Here is a 17,596-nt window from a genome sequence, read left to right as displayed (position 1 = left end):
CGCAAAGGTCTGGGTAAAATCTATCTGCCGAATAGTGAAAAACAGGTATTTTACGTGAAATACAGGTATTTTTTATCCTATGCGGTGAAAAACAGGTATTTTATTAATGGTTAATTGTTAGTTGTTAATTGTTAATTCCATTCACTTTGGTTGTATTATAGATTGCGTGAGGATAATTGTTAATGGTTAATTGTTAATTCAGCTTAATTATCCATTAACAACTAACCATTAACAACTAACCATTAATTGGTTTGCTTTGGTTGATTTGATTATAGAGGTAATTAATTTAATCACTTCCACTGCATCGATATTTATATTTTCGAATTCAATTTCAGATAAATAATTTGTTTCTTTTAGTAATTCAAGCCAATAAATAGTTTCATTAATTTCTTTTTGTGCTATTGCCATTTTATGAACGAAATCACTTTTTGATTCAGCATGCTCTGCTTCACGAACCAACGCACCAACACTTGTCCCACTACGCAATAATTGTTTAGACAATACATACTCCTTTTTTCCTCTGCCAAATACTTATACAGCTTCACCACACGCACCGCGAAAGCAAAACTCTTGTTCTTAATTACATTGTCCTTTTTTCAAGTTCCTATTTTATAATAATTCCTTTAAACTGAACTCTCACATAAACAATACACCCCACCATTAACACCTACCCATTAACAACTAACCATTAACAACAACTAACTTCAAACGAACATCTGCTGCAACAGCCCTTTTTTAAACGTTTGCGTTTGCGCAATTTGATTGGCCACGCTTTCTATTTTGGTATCGATGCCGGAGAGGAAGTTGGCGATTTTTTGTTGTTCTTCAATAGATGGAATCGTGAATTTTATAGTTTTGATATTCCCCTTTGTTAATATTGAACATGGTGCCACCTTGAGCAAACTGCCTTTAATCCTTTCGACATCATACATAAAAGCATAAAAAGATAGACCTATTATCAACTTTTGTTTTGATTAGCTTCCAAATATGATAATTAAATCACTTCTCATTCTACCCAGAATCTCGGCCCAAATTAATAACCATGCATAAATCAAATCACCCTTTTCAATATATTTCTCTTCCTCTAATTCTAGATCAGATAAATACCATTCATTGTTAATAATAAGGTTGCCAACACGTAATCCCGATACATATCCTTCTTTCAACAACTCTTCCTGTTTATGCCTTACCATTTATAAATGTACTTACCTCCCAAGTTTCTCCTCCCACTTCGGATACGCCTTTCCATTCTCATGCTTGAACCTCAACTTCCCCGAACTCTGCCCTGAGCCTGCCGAAGGGAACAACTGCTGCATCACCCCTTTTTTGTATTGCTCCAGCAATTCTTTTTTGCGCGTGAGCCGCTGTATCTTTTCATCGATGGCCGATAAGAAGGAGGCGATTTTCTGTTGTTCGGGAGGGTGGGGATGAAAGATTCTTTGGTACCACATTCCAATCTGCTCTCCGGCTTCTTGACCCAGTAGATTTGCTATATCAATAAAAAATTCGTTTGAACAATACAAAGAAAATCATTTTTATTCCTTCTCCTTTTAACACCCAAATTTCTGAAGAACACACTCCATCGAATGGTGCTAGTAGAAATTTTCTAAGATATGGTCTAAGTTTACCAAATAGAACATCACCCTTTTCAAATTTATTTTTGATGCTTGCTGAACTAATACTATTTAAATTGCAAAGCAGGCTTGTGTTTGAAAGATGTTCTAACTTCTTAAATACATGATCTAATCATATCTTTTCGGGATTATATTTTGACGACTTATTATTAATTACATCTCCAAGCTTTTGTGTTTTCCATTCTCCATCAAACTCTTTAAACCTCAATTTAGGAGCAAGTCCTTTTTCCTTTTCGGTATTTGTTATGGCATTGCTCATATTTCGCATAAGGATGAAACGGTTTAATTATAGCGAATTCGCCATAATTAAAATCCGGATTATAAATACTCCCAAAATCCCGGGAGTTCAATTGTATTTCTATTGCGCATCTGGTTTTGTTTTGGGCATGGCTTTAATTTTTCTTCCAAAGCTTTGAGTTCTTCGAGGTCGGTAGCATCGGCCTGTTCGGCTTCAAATCGTTTTCGTTCGACATCAAATTTATTGTATTGCGCGTCCACCCATTCTTCCATTTGGGCATGGCTCACGCTACCGGCACCGGCAAGCAATGGCTTATCGCTGATGGCAATGATTTTATCTACATTCTCGCGCCAAAAGTGCATTACAAAATCTTGCCTGTTTTTAGCCCGGAGTTCGGCTGTTTCCAGAAATATGGTAACCAATCTATTCAGGCTGTCCAGTTCATCTTCGTTTAGATAATTTTTTGCGATGTATATATCCTGCTTGCGCACAACAGTTCCCTTCCAATTAGTGAGCGCCATGTTGGGAGCACCGGCATTGGCACGGCTCATCACCAATTCGGCTGCTGTCTTACCCGTTATGGCAAATAACAATTTATTTTGTGTTTCGGCATAGAACATTTGGGTGGCCTTGTCGGTTGCATCGTAGTCGCTACTCAGGGAAAACAAATCGCGCACTTTTTGGTAGAACCGCTTTTCAGATGCGCGTATATCACGAATGCGGGCAAGGAGTTCATCAAAATAGTCAGGGCGGCCATCGGGGTTTTTCAGGCGTTCATCATCCATCATAAAACCCTTCACCATAAACTCTTTCAGGTTTTGGTTAGCCCACTGGCGGAACTGCGTGCCTCGTTTGCTGCGCACGCGGAAGCCTATGGCGAGGGTCATGTCAAGACTGTAAAATGTTACATCATACTTTTTCCCGTCAGCGGCAGTTGTTAAGTAATTCTTAATAACTGAATCTGATCCCAACTCATTCTCTTTTAGAATGTTAGTAATGTGCATGCTAATGTTGGGTACAGAGGTGTCAAAAAGTTCCGCCAGTTGGTTTTGGTTCAGCCATACCTTGCCCTCCTTGGCCATTAAGGATACAGAGGCTTTGCCATCCGGAGCGTTGTAGATGATGATATTGTTTTCTGCACTCATTGTTTGAAGGCCATCTTTTCACTATTCAAATTAAATCTTCCGTTAACTCCCATTTTCCAAACCGTGACAAATGATAACGGTTACAATTTTAATGAATCTCCTTCAATTAAAACGGAGTATCTATCCCCAACTCCTTACAGTACTTTGCAATTTCTTTGTCGGTGGCTTCGAGAGCCTCAGCCACCGCGCGGAGTTCATTACTTACGTTTTTTAAGTTCACCGCTTCTTCTTCTTCAAAGGTATCCACATAGCGGGGGATGTTCAGGTTGTAGTCATTCCCGGCAATTTCATCTAAAGGAGCTACGTAACTGTATTTGTCTTCGGCAGTGCGGGCTTTGTAGGTGCTGATGATTTTGTTAATGTCATCGGGCCGCAATACGTTTTGGGTTTTTACTTTTTCAAAATTCCGGCTGGCATCAATGAACAATACACTTCGACTTCGCTCAGCGTCCTTGTGTCGGTCTTTCTTCAACACTAAAATGCAAGTAGGTATGCTCGTGCCGTAGAAGATGTTGGCGGGTAAACCGATCACCGCATCCAATTGGTTTTTATCTTTTATCAAATACTCGCGGATATGTCCTTCTGCTCCGCCCCGGAACAATACACCGTGGGGCAATACGCAGGCCATGGTGCCATTGTCGGCCAGTTGGTGGATCATGTGCTGCACAAAGGCAAAGTCGGCAGTGCCCTTGGGTGCGAGACGTCCGTAGGGGGCATAGCGGTCGTCGCTCATGAACAAGGGGCTGGCACTCCACTCGGCCGAGAAAGGCGGATTGGCTACAATGGCTTCGAAGCGCTGGTCAGGATGCTGTGGGCGCTCGAGGGTATCGTCATTTTTAATGTCGAACTTTTTATAATGCACATCATGCATGATCATGTTCATGCGACAGAGGTTGTAGGTGGTGGGATTGCTTTCCTGTCCGTAGAAACCGCCGACTTCTTTCACTTCCTTAGCCACGCGCAACAACAGGGAGCCCGAGCCGCAGGTGGGGTCGTACACACTCTTCAATTTTGTTTTGCCCACGGTCACCAATCGCGCCAGCACGCTGCTTACCTGCTGAGGAGTATAAAACTCCCCGGCCTTTTTACCGGCGCCGCTGGCAAATTTTCCAATGAGGTATTCGTAGGCATCACCCAGGACATCGCTCTCGGTATTTTCCAAATCGAAATCAATTTCATTCAGGTGAGAGAGCACTTTTACAATCAAATCGTTCTTGTCGGTCTCGGTTTTGCCGAGCTTGCTGCTGGTGAGGTCGAGGTCTTCAAAGAGGTTTCCAAAATCTTCCTCGCTCTCGCTGCCCATCGTACTTTGCTCTATATGGGTAAGCACCCTGGAGAGATCATCGAGAATGAATTTATTACCCTGGACTGAGCTTGTCGATGTCCCTCTGCGCGCCATTTCGCTAAAAAGTTCAGAGGGCAAGAGAAAGTAACCGAGTTTATCCAGGGCTTCGTCCTTAATCGCGGCCAGCAATGCTTTTTTCTCCTTGTGCTTTTCCACCTGATCGTAAGTAATTTTATCGGGCTTTAAGATAGCATTGGCATAGCTATGCATCTTCTCGCTGAGGTATTTGTAGAAAATAAAGCCAAGGATATAGTCGCGGAAATCATCGGCATCCATTTTACCCCGCAGGGTATCGGCAATGTTCCAGAGTTTTTGTTCGAGCTGCTTGCCCTGCGCCTGGCGTATGGGTTGTTTTTTGTCGGTGGACATGGTGGGTGGGGTCGGGGCTAAAATAGGGGTTTTTTGGATGGGGTTTATTATTGAACTTTAAAAAACGGATTCTATAGCAGGATGCGGGGTGGAGATGGTAGGGGGTATACCGGCTCGTCATTTCCTAACGAGACGTGATGTCATACGCAACTAAACCTTAGTTGCCACCCAACGTTTTTAGTTTTTTATTCTCTTGATTTCCCTTCCAGATTCTCTACAGTTTTCCATCTTCTGTAACCGTCTGTATTTTCCTTCTGTAATTACCCATTGCAGCCTTAAATTGTCCTATAATTAAAATTGCATCACTATATGATGGCAATGCTTCATCATCCAGTAAATCTAAAAACGAAATCGTAGATTCATCTTTTAAAAAATTCTTTAATCTGGGTCAATACTCTATTCACATTTTTCACTTTAAAAGAGTTCAACGCATCATCAGGTTTTTTCTTCGAAAACTCTTTCATTTCTGTGTAAATTGAATCGGTAAGCTCATTCAACATCTCAAATTTCGTAATTTGAGCATCAGTCGGTATTTTTTCTTTTGCCATCTTATTTAATCTTCTTCGGTGGAGCTGTTTTTATTGTAGATTCTGAGTTACCAATAACCCAATACCATTCATAGAAATATTTGTTACCATCATATTCTTTTTTACGAAAAATATTGTCTGCTCTAAGTTTCTCAAAACAACTTAAATATTGTGATAAAATGAATGACACATCACTATTTGATGGCAAATCATCTTCATCAAATTTTTCAAAGGAACTTAAGGGCTTGTAAGTCTTGCCAAGTACCGCATTAGCCTCTATTAATATCTCGTTTATAAATTTTAATTTAAACTTGTTTACAGCATCATTAGGAGATTTTTTTACAAGATTAGTCACCTCAAGTAGTAACCCTTCTATTTGGCTTTGTACTTTTTCGAATTTATTCACATCTTCTTTTGTCATAGCTATGCTTTTTAGGATGGACAAGCTCTAGTAAATTCTATGTACTTTTTCTTTAATACCTCAATTGGATTTCGTTGTTTACTCTCGAATACACTCGTCATCATTTTTAAATCAGAATCATCGAGTATAAGAATACACTTTCTATGAGCTGACCATAAATCTATAATATTTTTTGCAACTTTAGCAGGAGGTGGATTTCTAGTAATAATTACTCCAAATCTTCCAAACTGCTCCTTAAGGTATCTATTCAACTGTAAAATGTGCTCTTGCTTTACTTCTTTTACATTCTTTAATTCCATAACAATTTGCCTGCAATCATACGTTTCATAAATTTCTTTTAGAAAGTCACTTGTAATATTGTTATAAAATATCATATCTCTTATTTGCACACCTGAATCTGTTCTGCTTTGCTCCTGTGCGAAATCTAAATGAGGGTAAAATAAAGATGCCATTAATGGACAAACATTATCTTCATATTTTCTATCGGCATTATCTGTTTTTCCTGTAGGTAGTTTCGTTATAGTGGATATCTTTCTTTTAGCAGAAGTTATTGGTATCTGATTATATAATGGATCGTTTTTACAATTGTCAAAAGTCTTCTCCTTTATTGCTGTATAAGTTTTGACAATGTCATAATTATGCCGATTGAAATTTAAAAGTTTTACTCTGTCCGGAAATCCCTCATTTGGATTATGAATATTTTTAATGTAATAGTCAGTAAAATAATCATCTGTGTTTATCCAAGGAATATATTTTAACCATCGTTTAGGCACAAATAGAATTGGTGATTGGGTTTCTGGGTTAACAGGTAAGTCAGTGACTTCCTCACTAAACATATAAGTTTTGGGATTATAAATATTGTTAAGTGTAACTTTTTCTATTGGTATCCCATATTTTTCAGATTGTTCAATTGTAAAGTCAATTAAGAAAGATTGAATAAAATTACAAGCAATATCACTAACTCGGTCTTTTGAAAAGTTATCAATCAATAGCTGGATTTCTTCAAAATGAGTAAAGCCACTTTTCTTCAATTCAGGAATTAAAGTAAAAGGGCTTAATATATTTTTTGCCAACTTCTCACCAATCTTTTTTCCTGTTTTGCTTTTAGAATTTCCAAGTCCAACTTCGTTACATTCCGAAGCACTTATTAGCAATTCTAAGGCTTCTTTTTCTCTACCGCTAGTAAATAAATATCCTAAATGATTAAAGCTATTAGTAATTAAAAGGTGTAAAGAATTGTCTTGGATTGATGGGGACTTCCAAAGCAAAAAAGGGTCAACATATAGAGGTATGTCCTCGTCAATAAATGGAATAGCAAAATCGACTTCCTCTTGTGTTAAAGGAATATTGTGAAAATCTGTCAATCTTGGTCGTATTATACTCATTCGTTTTTATATGTTGGGTAACGACAGTTCCCCGACTTGCGAGGTAGGCACTGCAAAAACAAATATACAAATTCGGATTTATCCTATTGCGATCTATGGAGCCGGATAGGATGAATAAAATAATTGGTTTGTAATAGCCTCAATAGAGCGCCAAAGGTTCAAAACGATCAAAAAACTCCTCTCCAGGCGCTTTTTAGCCCCGAAAGCCCTAACATCTGTAATGCCCGGTCAAATTTGTAAATAGGAAGGCTAATTCAGATTCGCCGTTGCTCTTTTTCTTTTAGAAGTCAAGACCATTGATGTATAGCTCCACTAAACGGACCACATTGTTCTCATCAATCATTTCATCAACGGTCACAGGGAAAAGAGCTGTCTGGGTGCGATCAAATCCGGAAACGTAAGCCATGTAATTATATTTTTAATTCAGCAGAAAGGTAAAACAACAGAAAAGAAAATCAAAGTTATACTCGGCTGATTTATCAACGGTTTTTGCACAGTCTGACATTTGGCAGATTTATGAAGGATTTTTTTGAAGGGATTAGATAGCTATACTCTTTCACCTACCATATATGTATATAAATAGCACATCACTTGATGAACCAATAAAACCCCTTCAAAAAAATCTTTCATTAAATCTGTTTGTTGTCAGCATACTCGTCTCTCGTTCGTGGTGGTGGCGTGTCGAGTTAGCATGTCTCCCGTTACGCTTGTCTTGTGATTGCAATGTGCGTTGGCTTTCATAGCTATAAAAATGATTCTATTGACCTGACTTGGACACAGAATAAATAACCAGAAGGAAAATCAAGAATAAAATTCCCATTATGATTATAAATAATGGAAGGCTAAATGTAAAGACATTCAAGAAAAAAGTAGCAATGAGACCTACAAGAAAAAATGTGATAGAAACAGTTCTGATAACAGTTGTGATTCGACTTGTTTCAAAATTTGCACCTATAGTTCCGATAAGTGTAATTGAAGAATAAAAAAATATAGAACTGACTATTATTGTATGATGGATTGAATGTGAATCAAAACAATATGAATAAAATCCGTAAGCAATCAATGCACTTATTGCGACGGCGATTAATGAAGTAACGAAATTAATCTTTAAGTTCATGCGATTAGCTTTTAATAGTCGATGGCAAAGGCGGCGGTAACATTGAAAATAAATTTAAAGCATCAGTTACCTTTTCCGCAATTTCCCAGGCAGCCATTCCTGGCTTCCAAACAAAGGTTTGCTTGGTAAGCTTTTTATCTTGAATTAACTTAATTAGTTCTTGTTCTGAAAATGGCCCATTTTGTTTTCCATCAATTGCTACATAGAGTTGTGATAATTTTGGTTGTAGAAAATCCGGAAATGTCCCGGACGTTCTCATATTGGTTGTAGCTTCATTCATGGTTTTAACCATTTGTTGAGCTATTGCTAAGCTCATTCCGAACTCAATGAGCTTATCTACGGAAATGAAATTATTATCTTCCATTGTAAATTATTTAGATTTTATTAAGGTAATGGCGGCGGAATTGGTGGAGGAACTACATTGAATACATTTGTTAACTCTTGCACTTGTTTTGCTTCCAACCAACTTGGCATACCTTGTTTCCAAACTAACGAATCTTGTTTCAATTGACCGCTTTGAATTAACTGCTGTAATTGTTCCTTATTATATGGCCCGCTTTGCTGTCCGTTTACTGCAACAAAATAAGCCATTGTTGGCACAGGCGGAGGAGTTTGTTGATTCGGTTGCTGATTCATTATATTACCCATCATTCCGGCCATTTGACCACCCATCGCACCACCAACCATCATTCCCGTCATCATGCCCGCAGGATTTAAACCACCACCGCCACCTCCTCCGCTACCTAAGTCCATATTACCCATAGTGCCTAAGTTTTCAGCAGCAGTTTTTAAAACGTCACCTTGTACATTTACTTTAAATGCATCGAGATGTTGCGTTTCTGTTTGCAGTTTCTGGTTCCGTTGCATTTCCTCTCTCTGTACTCGTAAACTTTCTGCAACATTATCAGCATTTATTTGTTGAGTGTCTTCTAAATTTTTTATCCCAACAATTGTTTGCGCCTCGATTGTTTTAGTTTGTTGTTCCGCTGTTATTTTTCTCAGTTCCTTATAGCCATCGCTTTCTTTATCAACCTCAATAACCGATAAATCAAATCTTTTTAGATTTACTCCAAAACTATTTTCTAACGCTTCCTTAATTTTGGGTTGAACCAAATCATTTATTTCCAAAATTTTTCTTTCTAATTGTAAAACCGGCATTCCATTAGCAGCAGGGACATTCGTAATAATTCCTTTTACGTATTTTGATACAGCATCTTTAACTTGATTTTTGAAATCCTCCATTTCAAAGTTTATCATGCGATGTAGCTTGACGAAACCTTTGTAATCAGTAATATTAAATGTTATAGAACCTCTTGCTGCCGTAGGTACAGCGAAATCCAGAAATCGTGGGTCAAAGACATCAAAGTATGGAATACCAAATTTTATCTGGATATTCCCCGAGAGATTGATATAATATATTTCTGCCTGAAACGGAGATTTACCATCCCAAAACAGTCCTATCAAACTTGTTAAGATTGGAAAGTTTGCAGTTTTTATTGTTTGGTCATAAGGGCCTTCAATAAAATCTTGCATTGTTCCATCTTTTTGTTTATAAATAAAAGCGGCTACTTCGCCATCTTTCACTCTTAAACTGCTTCCCCAACGACTTGAGTTTTCCTTTTTAGTTGAGTTAGCTTCTCCGCTTGGTCTCCACTTCCAAACTAAATACTCTTCTTCATCACAACGGATTACGTCCATTAATCCGCCTTCGGTTTTACTGCTGAATAGTCCCATGATATTTTTTTTTATGCTAATAATATTCCTGTTATTATTTTATACCCAATTGCTTTGCATAATGCTCAATATCCTCTAACGTTTTAGGGTCGTCTTTTAAAAGAAACCTTGCCTTCATTATTATTTGCTCGCATTTGGAACGCCATGCGTTCTTCAAAGCTACTTTTCCTTCTTCGCCTGGGTAAATTTGATTAAATGGTCCAAACTTCCTTATTTCAATATTCGATTGGGGTACTGCTGTAGCTAAAAATTCAAGTATATCTTCCTTTGTGTTGAGAATAGGAAAAGAAGTTACAATGCTTACTTGCAGATTAGATATTTCCTTGTCAATATTAGCGGGATGCTTTAAGTGAGCATTTTTCCATGTAACAACCATCTTTTCCTTTTCGACTCTCACTTTTTCAGCAGCATCTTGAAGCTGTTTATTCAAGTCTTTAATTGAATTTGATGCTTCAACATTTCTAAACTCATGTCCACATTCTTTGCACTTACTAATGAATGCTCCCATTGAAGCACCACAAGAAGGACATTTTTTAATACTTCCCTCTTTATTTGATTGTTGCTGTATTGGTAATGGTGGCGGGCTTGAAGTTGCAACATCCAAATTAGAGGATTGTTGCATTTCCTTTTGGCGGAGATGCAATTTACCTTCTAATACCAATTCTAATTCATCAATATCAACATTAAGCTCCTTTGCTTTTTTGTAAAGTATTTGCTTTCCTTTTTCGGAAAGTGTTCCAGTAGCAAGAGCCAAGTCAATAAATTTTTCAAGTTCAGGATTCATAAAAACTATATTTCATTATTTTTTATAATCGTATCAACATTGTCAATTGCTGCTTGCAGTCTTTTTTGAATTTCGGCATTCAAATCTTTTTTAAAATATTCAAGCGTTTCAGCCAAAGGAAGAATTTCTTTATTTTTCTTAGCGCACCTATGTTTAATACTTTCCGATAGTTCTAAAATTTCCTTTAAATCTAAAACTGCGTTTGCATTTTCCAATGCATTCTTTTGATTTCCCAATTTCGCGCTTAAACTTTTTAACGCCCTTAAACATGTTTCTTCCATACGTCGAAGGCAAATATAGAAATTCTCATTAAAAGTACCCTTAGTGCGCAATACTTAATCGGGCGGGCGCGGAGGGGTAAAAATGAAGGTGCTGCATACCAAATTTTAAAATAAGTAGAGAATGTAGCTCTTTCATTTTTACGAAGCGTTGGCCAATCGGCTTTGCCGTCATTTTTTTCAGTTAGTTGTATCCTTCAATCGAAACTGTCGAGTTGCTGACAACTTCTTTTTAGTGCAACCCACCTTCCTCCCAAATTTCACCCAACTCCCACAACCCAATATCCTTGACTCAGCTTTCCGGTAATTGCAGACTTACGCCAATCCTACTGCAAGGCATGTTGCCGGTTCGATGTTGTATTATAATATTCCGGAATTCTCTTTTAAATAGCAGTGGGAACTACGTTTTAACTAAAGATCTCATTACAATAAACTGATATACCTAATAACTTATTTACTCCAAATAATTCAACCAAATAATGAATCGTCCTACCAAAACTATAAAATTATCTTTAATCCCCTTCTTTAAAAAGAACTTTGCCCAAAGATTCTAATCTAAATGATCATTTTTTAAAGCAAAAACTGTAAATCAATCTCTTAAAAATCACCCCTCCACCGGATGCTTCTAAACTCCCCGCCTCCCGGCAAAACCGCATCTGCCCTCATTTTCTCTACTCACAAAACCCGGCCGGCTCATCATCCGGAGATTCCGGTCTAAAGGAGACTACGCGACTGACCCCCGGGGAAGCGTTATTATTGGTTGAAAGTGGTGAAGTGGAGCTGAATGGAATAGGGGGTCACTTTACCGTGGAATAGGGGGTCACTTTACCGCAGAATAGGTGGGTCACTTTGACCCGGAATAGGCGGGTCACTTTGCCGATGAATGGGTGGACCTGTTGTATGCGGAATGAATGGGGTTCTTTGCGCGTATTCTCCACTTTTAGCGGTTAAACTCTGCCTCTGAAATGTCTCCACTTTTAAACTCATTTGTTCTTGCAGTTGTAATTACGTCAAGAAACAATTCGAAATATGGTATACTTGTCCCTCGGGCAGTTTCTATTAGGTTAAAGTCCATTATGTCTTTTCCTTTTTCGTATTGTGCACTTTTAACAAATTTGATATAACATTTGCCGTCTATAATACTCTGTCTATAGTCCTTTCCATAGGCTATTTTCAAATAATAAACTCCTTCAGGAATGTTCTTCATATAGTATGTGTCACCGCTGTTTACATATACAACTCTTATGCACTTATCTCCATAACCAGTTTTTCGCATCATTTTCACTACCACGTCAGTATTTGAGCCAACCTGAATCTTCAGGTGATTGTCCAGATTGTAGTCATACTCAGGTGTAACATTTTCACAGTCTGGAGTTGTCCCACTTGAATAATTTCTTTTTTCCCAGTCTGCATATTGATCCCTCTTTAAGAACTTAGCTGAAACGTACCCAGAAATGTCTACATACTGGATTTGCCACCAACCTGTTTGATTTCTTTCGACTACTTCAACTTCATCTCCTGCCGTCAGTTTGTGAACTACTTGAAATTGAGTTCCAGGTCCGCTTCTTACATTTAATACTTCTGATACTACCGTATATTTTTCGGTTTGTGCAGAAACTTTGAAGCACATCATTAATATTGCTATAAGTGTTACTGAAATTTTCATATTACTTATTTTTTAAAGTCTATTTCTCCTGTCTTTGGCTTTTTCGCGTTTTCCCTTTTTTCAAGTTCTTTATCAGCCTTAGTGTTTCCTGTTGTCGTTTTGTTGTCAGAATTCGAGTTGCTTAGTAAGTAAATAATAAATATGACAATGGCGACAATCCAAAATATTGAGTTTTTAAATCCTTCTTCCTTTTTTTCAACTTTTTTACCCTCGGTATATGTTGGTCGGTTTGGTTCGGAATAGTTTGTCCGTGTTGTTGGTTCTGTTGCTTTTTTATTTAGGTTTTGTCGACTCAATCTTAAATCAAAGTCTCCTTTTTTAATTGAATCTGTTAAAACCTCATAGGCATTGGCAATTTCTTTAAACTTTTCTTCAAAGTCCTTTCGACCTTTGTTCTTGTCAGGGTGATATTTAATGGCAAGCATCCTAAAGGATTTCTTAATTTCTTCGTTAGTCGCGAAATTTTTAATTTGCAATATCTCGTAATAATTTTTCATTTGAAATCACAACTGTCCAAAAGGGTTCATCACACCGTTATATTTCTGCAACACCAACACAATATGACTTCGCGAAATATATCCATATGGACGAAATTGGAGCAATTTGTTTGACATAGAAGTATTAGTTAATTTATATTTACTTTTCAGAAGATTAATGATAAACTGGCATTGTCGGATATGGAATAAATTGGTCAAGCAATGGAGCTAGACCTGCTTTGGCCGCAAGAGTCAACGCCAAAACAATTCCGCTAAAAATAATTACGGCGTTAAGATTATTGTTGGCTGTCTCCATGAAAATGCTTCTCCCTTTGGAAGTTATACTAAACATGATTGCTGAAAGCCATATGTTCGCTATCAATATCAATAATACAATTCCAAAGAAAATGCTGTAATACATTACATCCTTTAAGAGCAAGTCGTTTCCGGTAAAACTTGAAGGCAAAACCTTTGTTATTGTCTGGAAAGAAATTACAACTTCACTTAAGATCAAACCTCCACATAGAAACAAAATTCCTTTCAAAATGTCACCTGCAATTGGGTGCTCGTTGTCTGCAATTTTTCCCTTCATTCTTGCATTCACAATCGAATTGAGAAGGAAAACAGTAAGCATACCACTAATTATAACTGCTACAAGAATAATGATGTTTAGTGTCATATTGATTGATTGTTTGAAATTAAGTTAACATTCCAGAAACGCATATCTGATATTTCTCTTGGTAAAACTCCCGGTCGAATCCCTTTTTCTGTTGTTTCCCAAATTACATATTGCTTTCCATTTATTGTTTTTGACAATCCGGTAAAGGGTAAGTTAATTGCAATTACGGAGTGTCTATATAATTCACTTCCTAACATTGCTACATCAAAGTTATAATGATTCAAAATAGTAAAGAGTAATAAAGTTCTTGTGTCGCAATCACCATTTAAACTTCCCATAAACTCGATCGGTGAAAGAAGCCCGAACTTTATATAGCCCTCACATTTTCCTCCTTCAGTTAAGTAGTTGCGAATAAAATCATCATTGTATTTTCTTGAATCGCATGCGTTGTCTAAAATTAAAGTATACGGTATGTCCTGAATACAACACGTAATAACTTGCGCAAACTCAAGTTCAGTCATTGCGTTGCTCATTTTGAGAGAATCAAACATATTGTAGATTCTAGACAACTTGCCTTTATCAAATTCGGTAATTCTTGAAACAAGGTAATTATATTGTGAAGGTTCCTGAACAGGAAAAGAAAGATTGTTTCTAAAAATACTTGCACTTTTTAAGTGTGAAACTCTAACTTCAATATCGCCACTGTAAATATTGTTGTTGTAATCCTCCCAAACTCTATGATGTGAAATAATGCTGTCAGTAATATTTTCTTCGTCTCTTATTTGTGTTTGAATTTCATCTGCGGAATCAATTGATAATTCTTTCTTTACATTTGTATTGATAGGATCTCGGAAAAGTGAAATGATTCCAAAAACAAAAGAAAACACTAAAGCATAACTGAATAAACGAATCAACCCTTTCCAAATAAAAGGTAAAAGTGATTGTAGAACTGAAAACAAATAGAAAGCTCCTCCTATTATAAGCAGTGGTAAAATAATTTGCCAACCTGCGACAATAATTGGGATTAGAAACAACAAAAACAAGGCAAACTGCAATAAACCTAAAATGATGCTCCAAAAAGATAAACCGGTATCTGTTCTGCCTTGATGTGTCCAATCTCCCCAATAGGTTGACTTATCGGCATAATAATATTCCCATCGCTTGTATTCTCCCTTTGCTTCGGTCTTTCCTGTCTGCTTATCAGTTTTAACTTTAATGGAAATTAATTTAACATCTGGCTCTTCTTTATCGTTAACCTCTATTTCATGATCTTCAATGTCATAGTGTTTTAAGTATCCCGAAATTTCTCCTACAATATCACCATAGATTTTACTGCCGTCATAATGCTGATTTGTAAGTGTATAGTTACTAAGTTTCGGTTCATTTAAATTTACTTGAAAATGCTTAATATTTCCATCCGGATATAAAACTTCGCATGGTAATGAATCAGGAAGTTTAGTTAGAAACTTTTCAACTCCAATATATTCTTCAAACTCGTCCCCTTCTCTCCAAATTTTAAAATTTGATCTACTTGTACTTATTTCTCCGCTTAAAACTTCAAGGTCATAAAAATTTTCGTGTTTGATATCAGACTTTACGTAATCAAGATAGCCAACAAATTTTCCTTTAAACATACCTTTTAGGTAAGTCCTACGCTCAATTTGCCTTTGTATTGTTACATATTCAGTCATTATACAACTCGGAAATTAAATCATCTTCTTTTAAGAATTGTCGACCGTCCTTCTTACGGATTGTATTGAAAGGTGCATCAATATAACACTCACTAAATGTTTTGTTCGTACTATGGAGTGACTGTAATATCCTGTTGTAATGGCTTTTGAACGTAGCATATTCCTGCTGAATCAGCGTTATTTCAATTCTCCTTTTTAAATCGTAATAAGAACTTTGTTCGCCTAAAAAATTCTTTAGATAAGCAGGGATCATAAAAATTATAATACTTACAAAAGTAAACAACCAACAAGAAGGATGCTTTGTATTGAGCATAATTATACTTCTAATGTAGAAGTTGGAATGCTCAACCAGATTTTCCATTCGGGCAATTAATTCTTGTCTTTGATCTTCCTTCTTTTCAAGAAGTTTCACGTATAGGTCAACTTTACCGGTAGGACTACTGCCATATAGTTTCGTCTGCCTATCTATAATGAGTTTAAGCTGCTCGGTTTCTTGTTCAAAATAATCAGAAGTGATTTTTGTGTACTTCTTAATTTTTGCTTGCTTATAAATAGAAATTTCGATATCCAATTGATCTGAATAAAGCCAAGATTCTAATGGTTTTGAAACAACTATTGCAAGAAAGCAAATAAAACCTAATCTTACTCCCGCTGAATAAACCCGTGCTTTGTCGTTTCTTAAATGTGGCAAAACATTTTTCGTTAATGTATAAAGCAATAATAAATAAATATTGGTAATCATCCAGGAAAAGAAAATTGATGCTAGAACTCCAATATAATAATTTTGAAACAACATCGTGAAAGTGATATAACTACTTAAGAAGCATAAAACAAAAATGCAAAAAACAAACCCGCCAATTGCTGCAAAGCGATTTTGTTGCGCATTATCGCATTGGCTAATAATACTATAATCATCTCCCGACAATGTACAAAGAAATTTTCTAAGATTCATTTTCTAAGGTTGCGTTGTTCTGACTTTTTATAAATTCATTGGGATCTGCATCGATTTTCCTTTTCATTTCCTCCTCGTATTTTGAAATAGCGTATTGCGTTAATCTTTTCTGGACATCATAAAGTTCCTTCTTCTCAACTATCAATTTCTCTTTATTCAAATGTGTAATCAAATCTCTTTCCTGTCCTTCCTTGTCTTTGTGATAATTGTATTCAATGTGTATTCCTTGTTCAGCTTTCATCATCTCCTCAACGTTGTCTTTCAAGAAATCGTAAGGCGATTTTACTAACATCAGCTTAAAGAAAATTGGTGTCAACTCAATAGCCATAAAAAGCAAGGTGATGAAAAGAGAAATCCAAAAACCTGCAATATGATGACAGAGTTTAATTCGTTCTAGAAGTCCATCAAGTCCTGCTGCAACAACTTCTCCATTTTCAATTTCTCTTTGTTTCTTAGATTCAAACTTTCTTAAGTTTTCATATCCTTCTCTTATCAAAGGTTCGTTATTTTGTTTTACCAATGAAATTTCATTGTCAAGGCGTAGCATCTGTGATTGAATCTCTCTTGCTTGACTACCTACCCCTGGATCTCCGCCATGTTTTCCAGCCATTTCATCAGTAAATAACTTCTCAAGTTCAACATAGTGTTTTTCCTTATTTTGAATTTCAATTTCCCATGTTTCAATTTTCTCCTTTTCACTCTCTATTCTGCCCATATATATAGAATCTATTTGTGACAGATATTCTCTTTGCTTTTCCATTTGAGCCTTATGAAGTTCCACATCAATCTCCGTTTTGAACATACGTATTTCAACAGGTTTTGAAATGGTAAGTGCAATTATTGCCCCCATAAGGATTCTTGGAATTGCTCCTTTGAATTCTTCCATTGTAATAGCTTCAGTTCCGTCTCCTTTACCAGTGCTTGAAACAATGAAGCGGTCAAGATTAAAAATCATTAGCCCCCAAATGCATCCGAATACAATTGAGATTAATGCAACGGTTGGACTAAAAACACTTTCAATTGCCGATCCTCGTGGTTCAAAGATTGTGTAGAAAGCATAACCTCCTGCAATACCGGCCATCAGACCGGTAGCCGCAATGATTCCACCTAAACACATATACTTGATTTGGTCAGAGTATGTAGCCCGCTCCAAAATGAATCGGTCGCCTCCCGATGCACTCCAAAGGAATCTCATTAGTGGAGTTGATTTTGGCG

19 protein-coding genes and 1 pseudogene are annotated in these 17,596 nt (G+C 36.8%); all 20 read right to left on the bottom strand.

Going from position 1 to position 17,596, the window contains the following annotated elements; translation table 11 throughout:
• Positions 1–228 precede the first annotated feature (228 nt).
• A pseudogene (locus IPJ86_15005) lies at positions 229–581 on the bottom strand (four helix bundle protein).
• Between the two features lie 123 nt (positions 582–704).
• On the bottom strand, positions 705–932 hold the full coding sequence (locus tag IPJ86_15000; protein ID MBK7888531.1) for a restriction endonuclease subunit S: 228 nt from the start codon (positions 930–932) through the stop codon (positions 705–707).
• Positions 933–974: 42 nt separating this feature from the next.
• Positions 975–1,193: a hypothetical protein gene (locus tag IPJ86_14995; protein ID MBK7888530.1), complete on the bottom strand. Its 219-nt coding sequence runs from the start codon at positions 1,191–1,193 to the stop codon at positions 975–977.
• 12 nt (positions 1,194–1,205) lie between these two features.
• On the bottom strand, positions 1,206–1,523 hold the full coding sequence (locus IPJ86_14990) for a hypothetical protein (GenBank protein MBK7888529.1): 318 nt from the start codon (positions 1,521–1,523) through the stop codon (positions 1,206–1,208).
• Positions 1,524–1,746: 223 nt separating this feature from the next.
• Positions 1,747–1,893, bottom strand: coding sequence for a hypothetical protein (locus tag IPJ86_14985; GenBank protein MBK7888528.1), 147 nt, complete (start codon positions 1,891–1,893; stop codon positions 1,747–1,749).
• A gap of 59 nt (positions 1,894–1,952) precedes the next feature.
• Positions 1,953–3,017 carry a virulence RhuM family protein gene (locus tag IPJ86_14980; GenBank protein MBK7888527.1) on the bottom strand — a complete coding sequence of 355 codons (1,065 nt, stop codon included), beginning with the start codon at positions 3,015–3,017 and terminating at the stop codon, positions 1,953–1,955.
• A gap of 106 nt (positions 3,018–3,123) precedes the next feature.
• Positions 3,124–4,731, bottom strand: a complete 1,608-nt coding sequence (locus tag IPJ86_14975) for a type I restriction-modification system subunit M (GenBank protein MBK7888526.1) — start codon at positions 4,729–4,731, stop codon at positions 3,124–3,126.
• Positions 4,732–5,090: 359 nt separating this feature from the next.
• Positions 5,091–5,279 (bottom strand): hypothetical protein, encoded by a 189-nt coding sequence (locus IPJ86_14970; GenBank protein MBK7888525.1) that lies wholly within the window; start codon positions 5,277–5,279, stop codon positions 5,091–5,093.
• 1 nt (position 5,280) lies between these two features.
• On the bottom strand, positions 5,281–5,679 hold the full coding sequence (locus IPJ86_14965) for a hypothetical protein (protein MBK7888524.1): 399 nt from the start codon (positions 5,677–5,679) through the stop codon (positions 5,281–5,283).
• A gap of 11 nt (positions 5,680–5,690) precedes the next feature.
• A complete protein-coding gene (locus IPJ86_14960) occupies positions 5,691–7,064 on the bottom strand; it encodes a hypothetical protein (protein MBK7888523.1) in 1,374 nt (457 codons plus the stop codon).
• Between the two features lie 1,121 nt (positions 7,065–8,185).
• The gene (locus IPJ86_14955) at positions 8,186–8,545 is read right to left on the bottom strand and encodes a DUF4339 domain-containing protein (GenBank protein ID MBK7888522.1); all 360 of its coding nucleotides are present in this window, start codon (positions 8,543–8,545) and stop codon (positions 8,186–8,188) included.
• A 20-nt stretch (positions 8,546–8,565) separates the two neighbouring features.
• Positions 8,566–9,915 (bottom strand): SPFH domain-containing protein, encoded by a 1,350-nt coding sequence (locus IPJ86_14950; GenBank protein MBK7888521.1) that lies wholly within the window; start codon positions 9,913–9,915, stop codon positions 8,566–8,568.
• 34 nt (positions 9,916–9,949) lie between these two features.
• Positions 9,950–10,699: a hypothetical protein gene (locus IPJ86_14945; GenBank protein MBK7888520.1), complete on the bottom strand. Its 750-nt coding sequence runs from the start codon at positions 10,697–10,699 to the stop codon at positions 9,950–9,952.
• Positions 10,700–10,704: 5 nt separating this feature from the next.
• Positions 10,705–10,935 (bottom strand): hypothetical protein, encoded by a 231-nt coding sequence (locus IPJ86_14940; GenBank protein MBK7888519.1) that lies wholly within the window; start codon positions 10,933–10,935, stop codon positions 10,705–10,707.
• A gap of 982 nt (positions 10,936–11,917) precedes the next feature.
• Positions 11,918–12,643, bottom strand: coding sequence for an SH3 domain-containing protein (locus tag IPJ86_14935; GenBank protein MBK7888518.1), 726 nt, complete (start codon positions 12,641–12,643; stop codon positions 11,918–11,920).
• 5 nt (positions 12,644–12,648) lie between these two features.
• A complete protein-coding gene (locus IPJ86_14930; GenBank protein MBK7888517.1) occupies positions 12,649–13,140 on the bottom strand; it encodes a DnaJ domain-containing protein in 492 nt (163 codons plus the stop codon).
• A 154-nt stretch (positions 13,141–13,294) separates the two neighbouring features.
• A complete protein-coding gene (locus IPJ86_14925; GenBank protein MBK7888516.1) occupies positions 13,295–13,798 on the bottom strand; it encodes a hypothetical protein in 504 nt (167 codons plus the stop codon).
• Positions 13,795–15,429, bottom strand: a complete 1,635-nt coding sequence (locus tag IPJ86_14920; protein MBK7888515.1) for a hypothetical protein — start codon at positions 15,427–15,429, stop codon at positions 13,795–13,797. The genes IPJ86_14925 and IPJ86_14920 overlap by 4 nt, the downstream gene beginning before the upstream one ends.
• On the bottom strand, positions 15,422–16,381 hold the full coding sequence (locus IPJ86_14915) for a DUF4407 domain-containing protein (protein ID MBK7888514.1): 960 nt from the start codon (positions 16,379–16,381) through the stop codon (positions 15,422–15,424). The genes IPJ86_14920 and IPJ86_14915 overlap by 8 nt, the downstream gene beginning before the upstream one ends.
• Positions 16,371–17,576 carry a DUF4407 domain-containing protein gene (locus IPJ86_14910; protein MBK7888513.1) on the bottom strand — a complete coding sequence of 402 codons (1,206 nt, stop codon included), beginning with the start codon at positions 17,574–17,576 and terminating at the stop codon, positions 16,371–16,373. Before IPJ86_14910 ends, IPJ86_14915 begins: the two co-directional genes overlap by 11 nt.
• Positions 17,577–17,596: the final 20 nt, after the last annotated feature.

This window comes from Bacteroidota bacterium, from assembly GCA_016713925.1.
GTDB lineage: Bacteria > Bacteroidota > Bacteroidia > AKYH767-A > OLB10 > JAJTFW01.
This window is presented reverse-complemented; position numbering and strand designations above follow the sequence as displayed.

Bases quoted from the DNA above. Each gene is read 5' to 3' on its own strand.
- IPJ86_14995 (MBK7888530.1), bottom strand. From the start codon at position 1,193: ATGGTAAGGCATAAACAGGAAGAGTTGTTGAAAGAAGGATATGTATCG.
- IPJ86_14980 (MBK7888527.1), bottom strand. From the start codon at position 3,017: ATGAGTGCAGAAAACAATATCATCATCTACAACGCTCCGGATGGCAAA.
- IPJ86_14915 (MBK7888514.1), bottom strand. From the start codon at position 16,381: ATGAATCTTAGAAAATTTCTTTGTACATTGTCGGGAGATGATTATAGT.
- IPJ86_14960 (MBK7888523.1), bottom strand. From the start codon at position 7,064: ATGAGTATAATACGACCAAGATTGACAGATTTTCACAATATTCCTTTA.
- IPJ86_14975 (MBK7888526.1), bottom strand. From the start codon at position 4,731: ATGTCCACCGACAAAAAACAACCCATACGCCAGGCGCAGGGCAAGCAG.
- IPJ86_14920 (MBK7888515.1), bottom strand. From the start codon at position 15,429: ATGACTGAATATGTAACAATACAAAGGCAAATTGAGCGTAGGACTTAC.
- IPJ86_14955 (MBK7888522.1), bottom strand. From the start codon at position 8,545: ATGGAAGATAATAATTTCATTTCCGTAGATAAGCTCATTGAGTTCGGA.
- IPJ86_14935 (MBK7888518.1), bottom strand. From the start codon at position 12,643: ATGAAAATTTCAGTAACACTTATAGCAATATTAATGATGTGCTTCAAA.
- IPJ86_15000 (MBK7888531.1), bottom strand. From the start codon at position 932: ATGTATGATGTCGAAAGGATTAAAGGCAGTTTGCTCAAGGTGGCACCA.
- IPJ86_14910 (MBK7888513.1), bottom strand. From the start codon at position 17,576: ATGAGATTCCTTTGGAGTGCATCGGGAGGCGACCGATTCATTTTGGAG.
- IPJ86_14965 (MBK7888524.1), bottom strand. From the start codon at position 5,679: ATGACAAAAGAAGATGTGAATAAATTCGAAAAAGTACAAAGCCAAATA.
- IPJ86_14925 (MBK7888516.1), bottom strand. From the start codon at position 13,798: ATGACACTAAACATCATTATTCTTGTAGCAGTTATAATTAGTGGTATG.
- IPJ86_14945 (MBK7888520.1), bottom strand. From the start codon at position 10,699: ATGAATCCTGAACTTGAAAAATTTATTGACTTGGCTCTTGCTACTGGA.
- IPJ86_14930 (MBK7888517.1), bottom strand. From the start codon at position 13,140: ATGAAAAATTATTACGAGATATTGCAAATTAAAAATTTCGCGACTAAC.
- IPJ86_14970 (MBK7888525.1), bottom strand. From the start codon at position 5,279: ATGGCAAAAGAAAAAATACCGACTGATGCTCAAATTACGAAATTTGAG.
- IPJ86_14985 (MBK7888528.1), bottom strand. From the start codon at position 1,893: ATGAGCAATGCCATAACAAATACCGAAAAGGAAAAAGGACTTGCTCCT.
- IPJ86_14950 (MBK7888521.1), bottom strand. From the start codon at position 9,915: ATGGGACTATTCAGCAGTAAAACCGAAGGCGGATTAATGGACGTAATC.